This window comes from Chloroflexus sp. (assembly GCF_056331925.1).
On the sequence record NZ_JBWGQH010000004.1, the window covers coordinates 1 to 15,333 of the forward strand.

Here is a 15,333-nt window from a genome sequence, read left to right on the forward strand (position 1 = left end):
GCTACGCTCGCAATGACAGATGGTACTGCGCGCACTGACCGTCACACACCTCCATTGTTTTTGCGTGAGTATGGTAGGATTGACATAGCAGCGTTGCCGCCGGTAGTGTAGCAGCTTCGCCCGACAAGCTAGAGAGACGGATTGTAGCAATGACCGCTTCACCGTTCCGCCAGCGTCTTGGTCGCCGTCTTGGCCCAGTTCCTTACTATCAGGTGATCCATGCCGAACCGGAGCGACTCCATCTGCAATCGTACCCACAAGCCAATCGCAGTGCAGCAATTCCTTTGTTGGTGAGTGGCGGTGTACTGATGATCATCGCTGCGGTTACGCTCATTGCCGGTGTCCTGGCCGCCGTGCAAGAGCTAGGGTTTGCGACTGCCGGTCTGAGTGCCGCCGTTGGTGGGCTGTTTGGCGGGTTAGCCATTCAACGTCTCGTTGGTGGGTATGCAATTGCGACGACGACCAACGAAATCATACTCGATGCCGAAACCTTCACCATCCGTCAGACCAGCCGGGTTGGACGGCCACGCGAGCAGCAGATTGAACGGGCCAGTATTCAGGGGTTGCGGCTACGTCCTTATCGGATAGTGACCGGTGGGTTTATTCGTCGCTTACAGCCGGTATTGGCACTCGAAATGATCGTTGGCGACGAAGTATGGATCATTGATAGTGCCGTCGTGCCGGCAGCTCTACAACCGCTGGTGAATGCTATGGCGCTCGCCTTGAGCGTGTCGGTCGAGCGGGTGAACGAGTTCTCCCCACGTTAAGTGGCTCTCCCTTCTACTACAAAACGCACCCCTCGCCCACCAGTGGTGGACGAGGGGGCGGGAGGAAGGAAGGGTATTCAATGAACCACTACGGTAGCGGTGTCGGTCCTTGTGGATACGCAATCCCGGCCTCGACACCCCACTGGAACCAGTTATTGACGAAATCAGGCATCGAGAAGAAGACACCGAGTGCGCCGGTAATTCCGCATAGCCACGCAAACCAGAACGCCCACAGGTGGATCGAGTAGGCATTGGCATTGAAGCCTATGCACCAGCGCCAGAAGAGCTGAGCGCGCTCGGTACCGGTACCGGGAGCTTGAATCTCATTCCACTCCTCGTGAGCCGCATACTTCTCCAATGCCCAGATTGTGCCGGCGTGCATCGCCAATAGCAAGGTTGAGCCGAGCAGGAAGAAGATCGAGAGCATGTGGAACGGATTGTAGTAGAAGTTGCCGTAACGCACGCTCACGTTGTTCGTCCAGTCGAGCAGCGCCTTAATCCCGTGGGCCGGAGCCTCCGACCAATCGCCCATCCAGACCGGACGGATAATGTAGATCACCAGATAGAGCGCAATTGCACCGGTGAAACCGTAAGCCAGATAGGGCTTAATACCGAGCGCCTTCGCGCGGGTATAGATATGCATATACCACGCGAAGATCGACAGGGTAAGGAAGAAGGTTGCAATCAACCACCAGCCACCCTCATTCAGCGGCGGGAAGCTCAATCCATAGCGTGACGATGGTGGATCGATTTGCAGGACGACAAAATACTTGATAAACGCCACCGGGTTAAAGTTCACCTGCGACAGCATGACAAACAGCCAGATGAAGGTAAAAATACCGCCGCTGATGTACGCAACTGTATTCCAGAAGCCGAGGTAGAATGGGCCTAATTGGCTATCGAAGCCAAAGTTTTCGAGGAGCGGAATTTCAATCGGTTTACCGATTCGTCCGCGATCACGCCCCAGTTCCAGATCGCCCGGCATCATGTCCATGGTCGCCATACCAATGTACTCCTCTCTAGACGCCGCTCCAGAAGGGGAGATTGTTCCAGAAATTCCAGAAGCTCACCCAATCCTGCACTGGCCAGCCTGATAGTAAGATGCACAGATCGGCCGACAAAATGCCGCCGATAGCGAAGATATACCCAAGGCGATGCACACCGGCTTCACCGACCGAGTAGTATTGCACATCGCGGAAGAATACGTTCTCGATGTCGCCACCTTCCGGGCCGCGATACTGGGCAGCGCTGAGGATGAGGGAACCATGGCAGGCCAGTAGCCATGTCGAGGCAAATAGACCGGTAATGCCGATGGCGTGGAACGGATTGTAGAAAAAGTTATTGTAGCGGTAGCCAAAATTCGATACCCAGTCGAGGTGTGGCATCACACCGAGGACAAATCCTTCGTGCCACATCCCCAGGGCAATTGGGCGGATGATCTGGAGCACGGTCCACGCCGAGACGGCGACGCCAAAGGCAATCGGCACGTGGTAGCCCATATCGAGCTTCATGCTAATGTCCACCTGCCGCATCATCCAGCCGAAGAAGGCGATTGTTGCGAATAGCACCGTCATCTGCCACGCAAACCCCGGTTCGCCCGGCGCTGCGAAGCCTAGACCGAGTTCGGCCGGTGGTGGGTCAATTCTCCCGGCAAAGAAGTTTTGTGGGAAGGAGTAAGGCCCTTTCAGTATCGTCTCGTTGATGTAAAAGTATGAACCAAAGATTATCCCGATCACCGAGACGAAACCCCAGAATCCAACGTAAAACGGCCCAACCCAGAAATCGAAGGGGTCGTAACGAAAGATCGCGCTGAAGGTAGTGCGCCCCTTGATCTTATACTCCGGCTCGATTTCTTCGATCGTGCGCCCTCCCGGCACCCGCGTTGCTCGTGCCCCTTCAACGACGGTGAATGAAAAGTCGGGAAAGCGGGGGTCTTTCGCTTTTGCTCTGCTCATAGCGACTCCCTCTGCTAGCGGCTGGCACTACGATCGGCTGAGAGATTACGCCGGTTCGCTGCCACATCCTAACTGTGTGTAATGATAAGCAAAATCTTACGCCCTTTCCGGCCAGTATAATACGCTTAATAGGCATTGTCAAGCTTCAGGTGTCGTTATTTAATTTTGCATTATAAAGCCTTAAATCTTATTAGTTGCCTCTTGAACAGCTTCTGTTCACTTCTTGCATATATAACAAGAGCGACCTATGGTATACTGAGGAAGAGTTGGCGTCTTTGCTCGGATACAACAGGTGGAAGATGGCTAGTCTTGCGGTGGTAATCTTAAACTACAATCGAGCCGATCTGCTTGCCGATTGCCTGGCATCGATTGCAGCCGCTCCCGCCCGCTGTCATCTCTCCGTTTGGGTGGTTGATAACGCTTCCACCGACGGCAGTGCTACGCTTGTCCGCGAGCGCTTTGCATGGGTACATCTGATCGAAAGTCCGGTGAACGGTGGGTTTTCAGCCGGGAATAATCTCGCCCTGCGGCAAATCCTCGCCTTACCCGATCCGCCAGACTACATCTTGCTCCTGAACAACGATACGGTGGTCCCGCCGGGCGCACTTGACGGTTTGGTTGAGTATCTTGAACAGCATCCGGCAGTGGGTGCGGTTGGTCCCAAGTTACTATTGCCCGATGGTTCACTTGATCTGGCGTGTCGGCGTAGCTTCCCCACCCCGACCGTCGCGTTTTATCGCCTCTTTGGGCTGTCACGTCTGTTCCCTCGCAGTCGCCGGTTTGCCGCCTACAATATGACCTATCTCGACCCCGATGTCGAGACTGAAGTCGATTCGGTCGTCGGTGCATGCATGATGGTGCGCACGACGGTGGTACGCGAGGTGGGTTTGCTCGATGAAGCCTTTTTTATGTATGGGGAAGACCTCGATTGGGCCTACCGGATCAAACAGTACGGCTGGAAAATTGTCTACTACCCGGGCGTGACAGTGTATCATTATAAACGGGCCGCTTCGAGTCGTCGTCCAATCCCGTCGATCCGAGCGTTTTATAATGCGATGCGGCTGTTCCATCGTAAGCATTACGCGGCGACGACACCGGCCTTGGTGAATCGCTTGATCGAGTTTGGTATTACGATAAAGGAGCTGTGGGCACTTGGCCGCAATCTCCTCCTCCCACCCAGCGCACGCCGCGTCGGCTAATACCCGGACGATGGTGCGTCCGCGCGCATGGCGTGCCCTTTTGCGCTTACTGTTAGTCGTGTTCGATCTGGTGGCGCTGAATCTGGCAGCGCAGATGGCGTATGCCCTTGGCGCCGATTCGCTTGTCGCTGCCGGTTTTCGTCCGCCTGCCGATCCGCTCACGCCGTTGCGTCTCACCGTCGTAGGGACCCTCATTGCACTGATCGTGTTTGCCAGCCATGGCCTCTACGAGATGAAGCGCGGTGCCTCACGTCTTGATGAAGCGGTGAAGGTGGTGACCGCCATCTCTTTTACGCTGGTGCTGGTGATCTTCGTCAATGCCCTGATCGGTGAGTTTGGTGGCGAAGAGTTGCCGTGGACGCGTGACATTCTCTTTCAAGGCTGGCTGTTGGCAGTAGGATTTTGTCTGGTTGGCCGGTTTATCCATCGGGTGATGGTCTACGTCTTGCGGCGCTATTTTGATATTGATACCCGCCGTGTCTTGATCGTCGGTGCGCGTGAACCCGGTCGCCTCGTGTGGAATACAATCCGACGGCGACCGGAATTGGGTTATCGCGTCCAAGGGTTTCTCTCCGATACGGTGCCGATCGGCGAAGTGGTTGATGGCTTACCGGTATTGGGACGCACCGAACATATTTGTCGCGCTATCCGGGCGACGCGCGCCGATGAGGTGATCATCGCCCTCTCCGGTCGGTCGTCCCAAGATTTGGTCGAGGTGATTGCGCTGGCCGAAGATGAGTCGGTTGCGATTAAAGTTTACCCTGACACCTTCCAACTGATCACCAACAACGGTGTCTCGATTGGCGATTTGCGCGATTTACCGCTGGTAAGTGTCAAAAATGCTGCCCTCGATAATCCGCTAAACCGTGTACTCAAACGAGGGTTAGATCTGGTGGTGGCGTCGCTGGTGCTCCTCTTCGCCGCGCCGTTGATGCTGCTGATCGCGCTGGCCATCCGGCTCGAATCGCGTGGCCCTATCTTCTTTTTACAAGAACGGGTGGGACTTGATGGGCAGCCGTTCTGGATGATTAAGTTTCGGACGATGCGTCCCGATGCCGAGAAGTTTGGGACGTGGACGGTGCAGAACGATCCGCGCGTGACCCGGGTCGGTCGTTGGCTCCGCCGGACGAGCCTCGATGAGTTGCCGCAGTTGATCAATGTGCTGATCGGTGAGATGTCGATTGTTGGCCCGCGCCCTGAGCAGGCCCACTGGGTCGCACAATTCCGCCAGCAGATTCCCCGCTATATGCGCCGTCATAAAGAAAAAGCCGGCCTCACCGGGTGGGCGCAGGTGAATGGATTACGCGGTGATACCAGTATCGAAGAGCGTACTCGCTACGACTTATATTATGTAGAAAATTGGTCGCTGCTCTTCGATATCAAGATTATTTTGCGCACGATCATCAACTTTATCACCGGTCGGCAAGAGAATGCGTACTAATATTGTACAAATATTGTTAAAAGTATGGTATACTATGCATATCACTCTCCCCCATCAGCGTAATGCCCCGTTGCTCACGCACGAGGCCTGAGTCCTCAATGGAGGAGGATATTATGGAAGTGATTGCCCGTGAAGCTGCCGCCCATGCTCGCCGGCTTGGTTATCAGGTTGTCGCCGCTGAACAGTTGCGTGCGACCCGATGTTTGTTGGTGCTTGCCGAACCGTCTGGTCAGCTGTTTGCCGTGATGATCCAACGTCGGGCACTGTTGACTGCGGCTGATGTCCAAGATTTTGCCGAGATACTCTTTCTGCGTCGTCTGAATCGCGGTCTCCTGATCGCGGTTGATGGTGGTTTTAGCGCCGAAGCCCGTCGTACTGCGCAAGAGTTGCGTTTTGTCTCAATTACCCTAGCGAACGATTTGCCGCCGGCAGCTCCGCTTACCACAAGCGGGATGAATCCGGTGATCGATATTGGGTGAGTTGTTCTCGCGGTAGCTTTCGGTCGTCTACTCCTCTTCCGCTGCGGCATACCAAGCATCACAACATTACGTTACGATGTTGTGACGTTGCTTTCACATTGAGGCTCCCCATAGCTGGCATAATGGTACGGTAGTGGCTATGGTACAATAAAGCCATGACCGATCAAATATTGCCGGCGGCGCAAACGCCGCACGATCTCGATTTTATCAGTCATAGTCCGGCTCAAACCGAACGGATCGGCACACGCCTTGGTCAGCTCTTATGCGCCGGTGATCTGATCTTGCTATCGGGACCGCTCGGCGCCGGCAAGACGCATCTGATCAAGGGGATTGCCCGTGGTTTGGGGTACGATGGCCCGGTCACGAGTCCGACGTTTGTCTTGATCAATGAATATCGTGCCGATGCTGCCCATCATCGGGTACCGATTTACCACGTTGATCTATACCGGCTCGATGGAGTACGCGAACTTTCGACTATCGGGCTTGATGAGTTGTTGATGACCGAAGGTGTCTGTTTGATCGAGTGGCCTGAGCGTGCGGCAGTGGCGTTGCCGTCTGAACATTTGCAGATTGTTCTCAGTTATGTGAGTGAAACGAAGCGGCAGGTTCGCATGATGCCACGTGGTCAGCGCTATCGTGATCTGTTGGCAACGTTTAAGGAGGCAACGTTCGGCTGATGTTGCTCGCGATTGATACAGCTACTGCGCTGACCGGTTTGGCTCTCTATGGCCCAAACGGTCCGCTTGCGGAAAGTGTGTGGGAATCGGGGCGTAATCATACTGCCCAACTCTTACCGCAGATTGATACGCTGCTGCGGTATGTTGGTGCGACGCCGGCCGATCTAACGGTGCTTGCCGTCAGCTTAGGGCCAGGGAGCTGGAGCGGGTTACGGGTCGGGTTGAGCTTGGCAAAGGGTATGGCATTGGCCGGGGATCTGCCGTTGATCGGAATTGCCACTCTCGAAGCATTAGCCTATCAGTACCTGCCTTCACCGCTACCGGTCTACCCTCTGATTCGCTTGGGGCGTGAACGCTACGCGACCGCACCGTTTGCCGTGCGTGATCGACTCGAGCGGCTTGGGCCGGATCGGAACCTCACACTGAGTGAGCTTTGTGCTATGGTAAGTGAGGGGGCGTTCTTTTGTGGTGATCTTGACTCGGCGACAATCGCCGGATTGCAACGTGGCCTGGGCGAACGAGCCGTCTTTCCGACACCGGCAGCTCGTTTGCGTCGGCCCTCCTTTTTGGCCGAATTAGCGTGGCAGCGTCATCTTGAACGACATTACGATGATCTGGCCACGCTTGAACCGATCTATCTAGGCGAACCGGTACGCGCACCGGTAGTTGAGGCATGATCACAGGCTGAACAGCTTTACGAGGAGCTATGTCTGCGCTGCGTCGCTTCGAACAGTTTATGGAACAACTGGTAGAAGGATCGATGGCACGTATGTTTCGCAGCTCGATCCAGCCGGTTGAGATTGCCCGCCGTCTTGAAAAGGCAATGGAGAGTGACCAACGGATTAGCGTGAAACGGGTGATCGTACCGAGTTTCTACCGAGCGTACCTCCATCCGCAAGATTTTGCCGCCTTTCAACCGATACGTCAGCAGCTCGAGCAGGAGCTAGCGACGTACCTCAGCGAACTGGCCTCCGAACGTGATTTTGTCCTGCTTGAACAGCCGCGGGTAGTGTTGGCTGAAGACCCGGCGGTGCCACGTCGCTCGATTCAGGTCGTAGCCGAGATGGGAAGCAATCAGGTCGATCAGCCAAATATGACTAAGATAATGCAGGGCGATCAGGCGGCCGGCCGCTCTTCAGGTGCGTTTTTGCTCTTGCAAACCGGTGATACGTCACAGGCGTTGCCGATTGCGACGACGATGGTCTCGATTGGGCGTGGACTCGATAACGATATTATCTTGGAAGATACCCGTGTTTCGCGCAAACACGCGCAGTTACGTTATCGTCAGCGCCGGTTCTGGTTGACGGATCTTGGTAGCACCAATGGTACCTTCGTGAACGGTGAGCGTATTGCCGAACGCGCGTTGCGCGATGGTGATGTCATTTCATTAGGGGGGCTTGAGTTGATCTTTCGCGAGGGCTAGCCGATGATTTCCGATATCGCCAGCATCTCAATCGGCGTTATCTTGCTCTTGCTCCGAGTTGCGGTTGTCTTTCTGCTCTATTTCTTTCTCTGGCAAGTGGTACAGGTCATCCGCCGCGATTTGATCAGTCCGCATGCTGCACCGGTGGCTGCTAACTCCTACGGCCAACTGGTCGTTACGCGATCTGGTCAGAGTGGGGTTGTGGTCGGTAAAGTGTTTCCCCTTAATCCGGTGACGCTTATCGGACGCAGCCCGCATTGCGATATTGTGCTGAACGATAACTTTCTGTCGAGTGAGCATGCACGTCTCGCCCGCCAAGGTGATGTCTGGATCCTCGAAGACCTCAACAGTACCAACGGTACCTTCCTGAATGGATTTGAAGTGTCCGGCCTAGCCGAAGTGCATCCCGGTGATACTATCCGGGTTGGACGGGTTGAGCTACGGTTGGAATAAGATAATTTTCAGTTGATCTTCGTTAAGCTAGCGTTCAATCTCTACTAGCGCTGTCTCGGTGTTTGGAGCGCGCCGGTATTGCGTATCTCTATCGAATCAGTGCATTCATTTCTTCACAAAACAGTATTGATTAGGTTGCAGAGCGCGTATATCTGTCGAGACAATTTGTGATATACTTCTCATTGCTTTCACGCTATTCACGTACTAGGAGGAGAGGCGATGCTCGCCGACTATGCTCTGATAGGCATCTTCCTTATTGCTGCAATCAGCTTTCCACTGATTCCACTCGTGCTGGCCTTCTTCCTACGCCCCAAACGACCAACCCCGCTCAAGACGAGCACCTACGAGTGCGGTCTTGAAGCGATCGGTGATGTCCATGTTCAGTTTAAGGTACAGTATTATCTCTATGCCCTCGCCTTTGTGATCTTCGACATTGAAGTTGTCTTTTTGTATCCGTGGGCAGTAGCATTTAATTCAGTAGGCCTGTATGGTCTCATTGCAGCCACGATTTTTCTCCTCATGTTATTTGCCGGCTTGCTCTACGAATGGCGCAAAGGTGCTCTGGAGTGGGTGTGACTATGGCCGACATTGATCCAAACCAGCTCGAACTTGAGCGGCAGGGTATCCTGTTGACTACCGTCAATCGGTTTTATAACTGGGGACGCCGCTCGTCGATCTGGCCGATGGCGTTCGGATTGGCGTGTTGTGCGATTGAAATGATGGCATTTGGCCTCAGCCGCTACGACGTGGCGCGGTTTGGCGCTGAGTTGTTTCGGGCGTCGCCACGGCAAGCCGATCTGATGATCGTCGCCGGTACCGTTACCAAGAAGATGGCGCCGCAGGTCGTGCGGCTGTACAACCAAATGGCCGAACCGCGCTATGTCATATCGATGGGGGCATGTGCTACCTCTGGTGGTCCCTTTCGCGATGGCTATAACGTATTACGCGGGATCGATCTGCTGATCCCGGTCGATGTCTATGTGCCCGGCTGTCCACCACGGCCTGAGGCGTTGCTCCATGCACTGATGACGCTCCAAGAACAGATCGATCGCCAGAAGTTGGGGCGAGTACGTTGGTACGGCGAAGGGGACAAGCCGCAGACAACCGATTTTCCGGTGCCAACGTTTGGCGCCAAAGGTTTGGAAATCGATGGTAAATTGATCGATCCGGTGGGTGGCCTGCCGTTACTTAGCCCCTATACCTCACCGAGTCATGGCGAACACCGATCAGGTCAGATTGAACATCCTGAAGTGGTGCGTCAGTTCCCGATTATGGATCCGGAAGTCGAGCTGGAACATGCGTTGAAGGCTCGCGGTGTATCACCGGAAATCGCCGCAGATGATCTCAAGCGAGGTGAGGTGAGCAATGCCTGAGTTGACGTCTACCGAACTGAAAGCCAAATTGGCTGCGGCACTGCCCGATGCGCTGCTCGAACCAGAACCGATCGCAATTTCGCCGCCGCCTAAGCATGGCCCTCCCGCCGCTCTGTTTGCACCACCTGATCCGTTGGTACGCCCTCAGCGGTTGGTCGATGCTGCGCTCTTCGTGCGCGATACGCTCGGCTATGCTTACTTGTCCGACATTGCAGTTGTCGATTATCTTTACGCCGGCTGTTTCGAGATCGTCTATCGCTTTTACCATCCGGCCGGCGGTTCGAGTGTTGTGTTGCGGGTGCGCGTACCACGCGATGAGCCGGTTGTACCGTCATTGACGCCGTATTGGCCGGCGGCACATTTTCACGAACGCGAAGCCTACGATCTGTTTGGGATAGTGTTTACCGGTCATCCCTATCTGCACCGCATTTATATGTGGGACGAGTTCGAAGGCTTCCCGATGCGCAAAGATTTTCCTCGCCAAGGTGATAAATATCTCGGCGCTGAAGAGTAGCGATGTGGTAGGGGAGCCGGTCGAGAGAATGATGATGCGTGTTTGCCAACAGTAGTGGTATTCGTTTGCTAACCTTTACTTACCAGCCGGTGCCGTTATGCTCCAAACTCAAGAGCTGCAAGTCAATATTGGACCGCAACATCCGTCAACCCACGGCGTGTTTCGTATGTTGGTAACGGTTGACGGTGAGACGGTGGTTGATCTGAAACCGGTGTTCGGTTATCTGCATCGTAACCACGAGCAGATCGCCGAAGCTAATTCATATCTGCAAAATATGCCGTATACCGACCGGCTCGACTATTTTAATTCCATGGCGAACAATCACGCCTATGCAATGGCGGTCGAGCGGTTGGCCGGGATCGAAGTTCCCGAGCGGGCTGAGTACATCCGGGTGTTGATGGTTGAGCTGACCCGTATTCTGAATCACGCAAGTGCGGTCGGCTTTATGATCAACGATATGGGGGCATGGCAAACGCCGCTGGCCTTCGGTATGCGCGAACGTGAGAAGATTCTCGATCTGTTTGAGATGGCGAGCGGTGCCCGGTTGATGTGCAATTACTTCCGCTTCGGCGGGGTCGTGCGCGATTTGCCCCCAGAGTTCATTCCCAACCTCCGTGAGCTGCTGCGTGCTCTGCCGGCGTATATCGACGAGCTAGAGCGATTGTTGCGCGACAATGAAATTTTGTTGCAGCGCGCGGTGGGGATCGGCATTTTGCCGCCTGAAGTGGCTCTGTCGTATGGCGTGAGTGGTCCGGTGCTGCGCGGTTCGGGTATTCCCTACGATGTACGGAAAGCCGAGCCGTACAGTGTCTACGACCGGTTCGATTTTGATATTCCTATTGGGAAGGTTGGTGATGTCTACGACCGCTTTCTGGTGCGGATCGAAGAGATGCGCCAGAGCAAGCGAATCATCGAGCAGGTGCTCGAGCAGTTACCCGATGCCAAGGGTGGGCATATCAATCCGAAAGCACGCCAGAATATCCGCCCGCCGGTTGGCGATGCCTATGCCCGCATCGAGTCGCCGAAGGGTGAGCTTGGTTTCTACCTGGTCAGCGACGGGAGTACAAGACCGTATCGCTACAAAGTGCGCGCACCGTCGTTCATCAATCTAACGCCACTGGCCGATATGTGTCGTGGCTACAAAGTTGCCGATATTGTCGTCATCCTTGGCAGCATTGATATTGTGATGGGGGAGGTGGATCGATGACGGTACCTCCATTTGAGATAGAGATACGGCGCGGGCGCGTGATTGAAGTGCAGCGTGATGATACGCGGGTGCGGCGCGGTGGTGGCTTGCTGCGTGGGATGGCCGTGATTTGGAAGCACTGGAAAGAGTCGTTTAAGCTCAACCGGAGCTATAGCCAGATCCACGGTACGTTTACTATTCAGTACCCAGAGGAACGGGCACGTATTCCCGAAACCTATCGCAACATGCCGATCCTCCTCTACGACGATGAGACTGGCCACGAACTCTGCACCTCATGTTTTCAATGTGAGCGAATTTGTCCGCCACAGGTGATCCACATGACGCAGGCGAAAGATCCGGCTACCGGTAAACCGGTGCCGGCGGTGGCAGAGTTCATTATCGAGTACGATGCCTGTATGAGTTGTGGTTTCTGCGCCGAAGTCTGTCCCTTCGACGCGATCAAGATGGATCACGAGTTTGAACTTTCAACTGACGATCACGCTCGGTTAACGGTGCATAAAGAGCAGCTCAATCGTCCGATCAGCTATTATGCCAAGATTGCACCTATGATGTGGGCTGAGGTGCGCGAAAGTGCGTTGAAGAAATTGCAAGGCAATATCCGTCGTCGCCCTGATGTGATCGGCATTGCACCTCACCTGACCGAGCGGATTGCGGCGCGAAGGGCTGAGTTGGCGGCGCAAGCCGCCCAAACTCCACCGGCAGCACCGTCAGATCTGGCAACACCACCGACGACAGAAGGTCGCAAGTTGACACCGGAAGAGAAGGCGGCCAAGCTAGCCGCTATCCGCGCTGCTAAGGGAGCGCAGGCTGGTGATGGCGCGTTGCCGGCTACCGAATCTGCACCACCGACCGACAAAGCGGCGAAATTAGCTGCGATCCGGGCAGCCAATGCAGCGAAGCAGGCGGCCGCGGGCGAGTCGATGACACCTGCGGCGACGGAGCCACCGGCGGACCCTCCGGCGGCGCCACCGACCGATAAAGCGGCACGTCTTGCAGCGATCCGGGCGGCCAATGCAGCGAAGCGGGCAGCAGCGGGCGAGTCGACGACACCTGCGGCGACGGAGCCATCGGCAGAGCCTCCGGCGGCGGCGCCCACCGACAAAGCGGCGCGGCTGGCTGCGATCCGGGCGGCCAATGCGGCGAAGAAACAACAATCAGGTGATGAATCATCATCGGAGTAGCACACAGTTTGCAGCATTAGGCAGTTAACCTCACTAAATTGTTACGGAGAGATCGATGTACGATATACTTGCCGCCTTGATCAACGGTACGTTTGGCTGGGGATGGCCAGAGTGGGTGTTGCGTCTGCTAAGCTACATCTTAATCGTCACCATTGTGTTGATCGTCGCACCACTCCAGATGCTCTTTTTCACCTACTACGAGCGTCGCGTTATTGCGCGGATGCAGGATCGGATCGGGCCTAATCGTGTTGGACCCGAAGGCATCTGGCAGCCAATCGCCGATGGCGTCAAGATGTTTACCAAAGAAGACATCGTGCCGCAGGCTGCCGATCGGATCGTGCATTTTCTCGCCCCGTGTGTGGTCGTTGCCCCAACTGTCCTGATGTTCGCTGTCGTGCCGTGGGGACCGGGAATGACGCCGGTCGATCTGCCAACCGGTTTGCTCTTCTTCTTTGCCGTGTCGTCGATCAGCGCAGTCGGACTAATGATGGCCGGTTGGGCTAGCAACAACAAGTTCTCGCTTCTTGGTGCTATGCGGGCGGTGGCACAGATGGTATCGTATGAAATACCGGCAGTGCTATCACTAATTGCCATCGTCATCATCGTCGGCTCGCTCTCGCTGAATGAGATCATTGCCTATCAATCGGGATTGTTGATCAGCAATCGTGATCTACCTGGCATCCCCGATCTTGGCCTCGGTTGGTTTGTCTTTACGCCGGTCGGGTTCGTAGCCTTTATCGCATTCTTTATTGCTGCACTGGCCGAAGGTGAGCGCACCCCCTTTGATATTCCCGAAGCCGACTCAGAAATCGTTGCCGGCTATATGACCGAATATAGCGGCATGAAGTTCGGTTTATTCTACCTCGCTCAGTATGTGTTGAATTTCCTCCTCTGTGCGATTACAGCGATCATCTTCTTTGGAGGCTGGCAGGGACCGGGAGTCAACTGGTTGTACGCGCAAGCGATAACGCCGGCAAACCCTAATGGCAACGGTGTGTTTAACGTTTTAGCCGGCGTGTTGGGCGTCTTTTACTTCCTGCTCAAGACCTACTTCTTCTTCTTTGTTATGGTCTGGTTGCGTGGTGCATTCCCGCGCTTGCGTATTGACCAGTTGATGGATTTCGGCTGGAAGTTCCTCATTCCCCTCACGCTGGCTAACCTCTTTTGTGCTGCGCTGTGGGTCGCATTTATTCGCTGGGGGCCGGCAGAAGGAATGCTGATCACCGCCGGGTGGTCGCCGGTGCTGCGCTGGCTGGCGGCGTTTGTGGTCACGCTGGCAATCAATCTTGGAGTCTATCTGTGGTTGACACAGATCTATGCGGCGTCACAGGCCGAACGGCGTCGGGCTGAGCTGGAAGAGCTGAGCGGTTCAAGCGCAATTGTTACGCGTGGCGCATGACGAGGGCCGAACGGCGTCGGGCTGAGCTGGAAGAGCTGAGTGCGACAGTGTAAATTGCCATACGTACACGCTTGTGCGTTACGTAATGCAGACAGCGGGAACAAGAGATGGAAATCGTTGTGCAAATTGTGTTTGGGGTCATTGCCCTCTTCATTCTGGTTGCGGCAGTCATGGTTGTATCGGTGCGGAATGTTATCCATTCGGCGCTATGGCTGATCGCTTGTTTTTTTGGTGTCGGCGCACTGTACATGCTGCTTCAAGCCGAATTTTTGGCCGTTGTCCAGGTATTGGTCTATGTCGGTGCCGTGTCGGTGCTGATCCTCTTTGCGATCATGCTGACCCGCCAGATCAGTGGTGAAGGGATGCGCCAACTCACGACGCGCTGGCCGATTGTCTTGGCGATCTCCGTCTTACTCTTTGCGACGGTTATGGCGCCGACTCTTATCAATCAGCAGTGGAATGTACCGCCCGCACCGCCATTAGGGACGCCTGAGCCAATTGCCGGACCGGCTGAGTTGGGACGCGGCTTTGTCAATGAGTTTCTGCTCCAATTTCAGGTTGTCGGTGTGTTGTTGACGGTAGCGCTGATCGGAGCCATCGTGATCGCTTTCGAAGAGCGGGCACGACGGCGGCGTGTGCTGACGTTAGCTGAAGAGTTGGAATTGAAGCGTTTGCGGGCGGGTACTAACCAACCACCGCTTCCTGAACCGGTTGAAGCTGAGCCGGTAGCGCGCGAGACACGTCCGGCGAATGAGGTGTGAACATGCTGAACGCAGTGCCATTGCCGGCGGTGCTAACGCTGGCCGCCGCACTATTCTGCATTGGGTTGTTTGGAGCGCTGTCGCGGCGTAATCTGATAGGTGTGTTGATGGGGGTTGAGCTAATGCTCAATTCCGTCAATATTAATTTGGTGGCGTTTTGGCGTTATTTTGAGCCACGCTATATCACCGGCCAGACCTTTGCGATTTTTATTATTGCAGTGGCTGCCGCTGAAGCGGCCGTGGGGTTGGCGATGGTTATTGCTGTCTATCGCCATTATGTGACGGTCAATGCCGATGAAGTTGATCGATTGCGCGGCTAATAGCGCGCCAACGGGGTTGGCACCGCGGGTACGCAGCATTGGCACCCAACCGCGGGCAGTGGCGTTGGTGCACACCTGCGGGCAGTGGCGTTGGCGTACCCGGCAATACGCCACCAGCGTGAGCGCAGTCGACAGCGGGCGCACAGCGTTGGCGCAGGATGGTGACCGGCGGTAGCGTTGGTGC

18 protein-coding genes are annotated in these 15,333 nt (G+C 55.3%); 16 read left to right on the top strand and 2 right to left on the bottom strand.

Annotation, left to right across the window (positions count from 1 at the left end; genetic code table 11):
* Positions 1 to 149: 149 nt before the first annotated feature.
* Entirely contained in the window at positions 150 to 767 is a 618-nt protein-coding gene (locus AC01ZF_RS03090; RefSeq protein ID WP_424677520.1) for a hypothetical protein, read from the top strand.
* A gap of 88 nt (positions 768 to 855) precedes the next feature.
* Here AC01ZF_RS03090 and pufM read toward each other — a convergent pair whose 3' ends face one another.
* Both pufM and AC01ZF_RS03100 read right to left on the bottom strand, forming a co-directional pair.
* Entirely contained in the window at positions 856 to 1,770 is a 915-nt protein-coding gene (gene pufM / locus AC01ZF_RS03095) for a photosynthetic reaction center subunit M (protein ID WP_424677521.1), read from the bottom strand.
* Between the two features lie 16 nt (positions 1,771 to 1,786).
* The gene (locus AC01ZF_RS03100) at positions 1,787 to 2,722 is read right to left on the bottom strand and encodes a photosynthetic reaction center subunit L (protein WP_015940399.1); all 936 of its coding nucleotides are present in this window, start codon (positions 2,720 to 2,722) and stop codon (positions 1,787 to 1,789) included.
* Between the two features lie 299 nt (positions 2,723 to 3,021).
* Between AC01ZF_RS03100 and AC01ZF_RS03105 the strand changes: the two genes are divergently transcribed.
* The 15 genes from AC01ZF_RS03105 to nuoK all read left to right on the top strand — a co-directional run bounded on the left by AC01ZF_RS03105 (position 3,022) and on the right by nuoK (position 15,149).
* Positions 3,022 to 3,921 carry a glycosyltransferase family 2 protein gene (locus AC01ZF_RS03105; RefSeq protein WP_428113536.1) on the top strand — a complete coding sequence of 300 codons (900 nt, stop codon included), beginning with the start codon at positions 3,022 to 3,024 and terminating at the stop codon, positions 3,919 to 3,921.
* On the top strand, positions 3,875 to 5,362 hold the full coding sequence (locus AC01ZF_RS03110) for an undecaprenyl-phosphate glucose phosphotransferase (RefSeq protein ID WP_476575109.1): 1,488 nt from the start codon (positions 3,875 to 3,877) through the stop codon (positions 5,360 to 5,362). The genes AC01ZF_RS03105 and AC01ZF_RS03110 overlap by 47 nt, the downstream gene beginning before the upstream one ends.
* Before the next feature lie 113 nt (positions 5,363 to 5,475).
* Positions 5,476 to 5,841, top strand: coding sequence for a hypothetical protein (locus AC01ZF_RS03115; RefSeq protein WP_424677152.1), 366 nt, complete (start codon positions 5,476 to 5,478; stop codon positions 5,839 to 5,841).
* Between the two features lie 155 nt (positions 5,842 to 5,996).
* The gene (tsaE, locus tag AC01ZF_RS03120) at positions 5,997 to 6,518 is read left to right on the top strand and encodes a tRNA (adenosine(37)-N6)-threonylcarbamoyltransferase complex ATPase subunit type 1 TsaE (RefSeq protein WP_424677153.1); all 522 of its coding nucleotides are present in this window, start codon (positions 5,997 to 5,999) and stop codon (positions 6,516 to 6,518) included.
* Positions 6,518 to 7,195 (top strand): tRNA (adenosine(37)-N6)-threonylcarbamoyltransferase complex dimerization subunit type 1 TsaB, encoded by a 678-nt coding sequence (gene tsaB / locus AC01ZF_RS03125; RefSeq protein WP_424677154.1) that lies wholly within the window; start codon positions 6,518 to 6,520, stop codon positions 7,193 to 7,195. The genes tsaE and tsaB overlap by 1 nt, the downstream gene beginning before the upstream one ends.
* A 29-nt stretch (positions 7,196 to 7,224) precedes the next feature.
* Complete coding sequence (locus tag AC01ZF_RS03130; RefSeq protein WP_424677155.1) at positions 7,225 to 7,941, top strand: FhaA domain-containing protein; 717 nt, start codon at positions 7,225 to 7,227, stop codon at positions 7,939 to 7,941.
* 3 nt (positions 7,942 to 7,944) lie between these two features.
* Entirely contained in the window at positions 7,945 to 8,394 is a 450-nt protein-coding gene (locus AC01ZF_RS03135; RefSeq protein WP_424677156.1) for an FHA domain-containing protein, read from the top strand.
* Positions 8,395 to 8,613: 219 nt separating this feature from the next.
* Positions 8,614 to 8,970, top strand: coding sequence for an NADH-quinone oxidoreductase subunit A (locus AC01ZF_RS03140; protein WP_424677157.1), 357 nt, complete (start codon positions 8,614 to 8,616; stop codon positions 8,968 to 8,970).
* 2 nt (positions 8,971 to 8,972) lie between these two features.
* Positions 8,973 to 9,767: an NADH-quinone oxidoreductase subunit B gene (locus AC01ZF_RS03145; RefSeq protein ID WP_015940390.1), complete on the top strand. Its 795-nt coding sequence runs from the start codon at positions 8,973 to 8,975 to the stop codon at positions 9,765 to 9,767.
* Positions 9,760 to 10,281: an NADH-quinone oxidoreductase subunit C gene (locus AC01ZF_RS03150; RefSeq protein ID WP_424677158.1), complete on the top strand. Its 522-nt coding sequence runs from the start codon at positions 9,760 to 9,762 to the stop codon at positions 10,279 to 10,281. Before AC01ZF_RS03145 ends, AC01ZF_RS03150 begins: the two co-directional genes overlap by 8 nt.
* Before the next feature lie 97 nt (positions 10,282 to 10,378).
* Entirely contained in the window at positions 10,379 to 11,488 is a 1,110-nt protein-coding gene (locus AC01ZF_RS03155) for an NADH-quinone oxidoreductase subunit D (protein WP_424677159.1), read from the top strand.
* Positions 11,485 to 12,669: a 4Fe-4S dicluster domain-containing protein gene (locus AC01ZF_RS03160; protein WP_476575110.1), complete on the top strand. Its 1,185-nt coding sequence runs from the start codon at positions 11,485 to 11,487 to the stop codon at positions 12,667 to 12,669. Before AC01ZF_RS03155 ends, AC01ZF_RS03160 begins: the two co-directional genes overlap by 4 nt.
* 55 nt (positions 12,670 to 12,724) lie before the next feature.
* Positions 12,725 to 14,068 (top strand): NADH-quinone oxidoreductase subunit NuoH, encoded by a 1,344-nt coding sequence (nuoH, locus tag AC01ZF_RS03165; RefSeq protein WP_424677161.1) that lies wholly within the window; start codon positions 12,725 to 12,727, stop codon positions 14,066 to 14,068.
* Positions 14,069 to 14,175: 107 nt separating this feature from the next.
* On the top strand, positions 14,176 to 14,829 hold the full coding sequence (locus AC01ZF_RS03170; protein ID WP_424677162.1) for an NADH-quinone oxidoreductase subunit J family protein: 654 nt from the start codon (positions 14,176 to 14,178) through the stop codon (positions 14,827 to 14,829).
* 2 nt (positions 14,830 to 14,831) lie between these two features.
* Positions 14,832 to 15,149 (top strand): NADH-quinone oxidoreductase subunit NuoK, encoded by a 318-nt coding sequence (gene nuoK, locus AC01ZF_RS03175; protein WP_015940384.1) that lies wholly within the window; start codon positions 14,832 to 14,834, stop codon positions 15,147 to 15,149.
* Positions 15,150 to 15,333 lie beyond the last annotated feature (184 nt).

Coding starts and splice junctions, on each gene's coding strand:
- AC01ZF_RS03090 (WP_424677520.1), top strand. CDS start 150: ATGACCGCTTCACCGTTCCGCCAGCGTCTTGGTCGCCGTCTTGGCCCA.
- pufM (WP_424677521.1), bottom strand. CDS start 1,770: ATGGCGACCATGGACATGATGCCGGGCGATCTGGAACTGGGGCGTGAT.
- AC01ZF_RS03100 (WP_015940399.1), bottom strand. CDS start 2,722: ATGAGCAGAGCAAAAGCGAAAGACCCCCGCTTTCCCGACTTTTCATTC.
- AC01ZF_RS03105 (WP_428113536.1), top strand. CDS start 3,022: ATGGCTAGTCTTGCGGTGGTAATCTTAAACTACAATCGAGCCGATCTG.
- AC01ZF_RS03115 (WP_424677152.1), top strand. CDS start 5,476: ATGGAAGTGATTGCCCGTGAAGCTGCCGCCCATGCTCGCCGGCTTGGT.
- tsaE (WP_424677153.1), top strand. CDS start 5,997: ATGACCGATCAAATATTGCCGGCGGCGCAAACGCCGCACGATCTCGAT.
- tsaB (WP_424677154.1), top strand. CDS start 6,518: ATGTTGCTCGCGATTGATACAGCTACTGCGCTGACCGGTTTGGCTCTC.
- AC01ZF_RS03130 (WP_424677155.1), top strand. CDS start 7,225: ATGTCTGCGCTGCGTCGCTTCGAACAGTTTATGGAACAACTGGTAGAA.
- AC01ZF_RS03135 (WP_424677156.1), top strand. CDS start 7,945: ATGATTTCCGATATCGCCAGCATCTCAATCGGCGTTATCTTGCTCTTG.
- AC01ZF_RS03140 (WP_424677157.1), top strand. CDS start 8,614: ATGCTCGCCGACTATGCTCTGATAGGCATCTTCCTTATTGCTGCAATC.
- AC01ZF_RS03145 (WP_015940390.1), top strand. CDS start 8,973: ATGGCCGACATTGATCCAAACCAGCTCGAACTTGAGCGGCAGGGTATC.
- AC01ZF_RS03150 (WP_424677158.1), top strand. CDS start 9,760: ATGCCTGAGTTGACGTCTACCGAACTGAAAGCCAAATTGGCTGCGGCA.
- AC01ZF_RS03155 (WP_424677159.1), top strand. CDS start 10,379: ATGCTCCAAACTCAAGAGCTGCAAGTCAATATTGGACCGCAACATCCG.
- AC01ZF_RS03160 (WP_476575110.1), top strand. CDS start 11,485: ATGACGGTACCTCCATTTGAGATAGAGATACGGCGCGGGCGCGTGATT.
- nuoH (WP_424677161.1), top strand. CDS start 12,725: ATGTACGATATACTTGCCGCCTTGATCAACGGTACGTTTGGCTGGGGA.
- AC01ZF_RS03170 (WP_424677162.1), top strand. CDS start 14,176: ATGGAAATCGTTGTGCAAATTGTGTTTGGGGTCATTGCCCTCTTCATT.
- nuoK (WP_015940384.1), top strand. CDS start 14,832: ATGCTGAACGCAGTGCCATTGCCGGCGGTGCTAACGCTGGCCGCCGCA.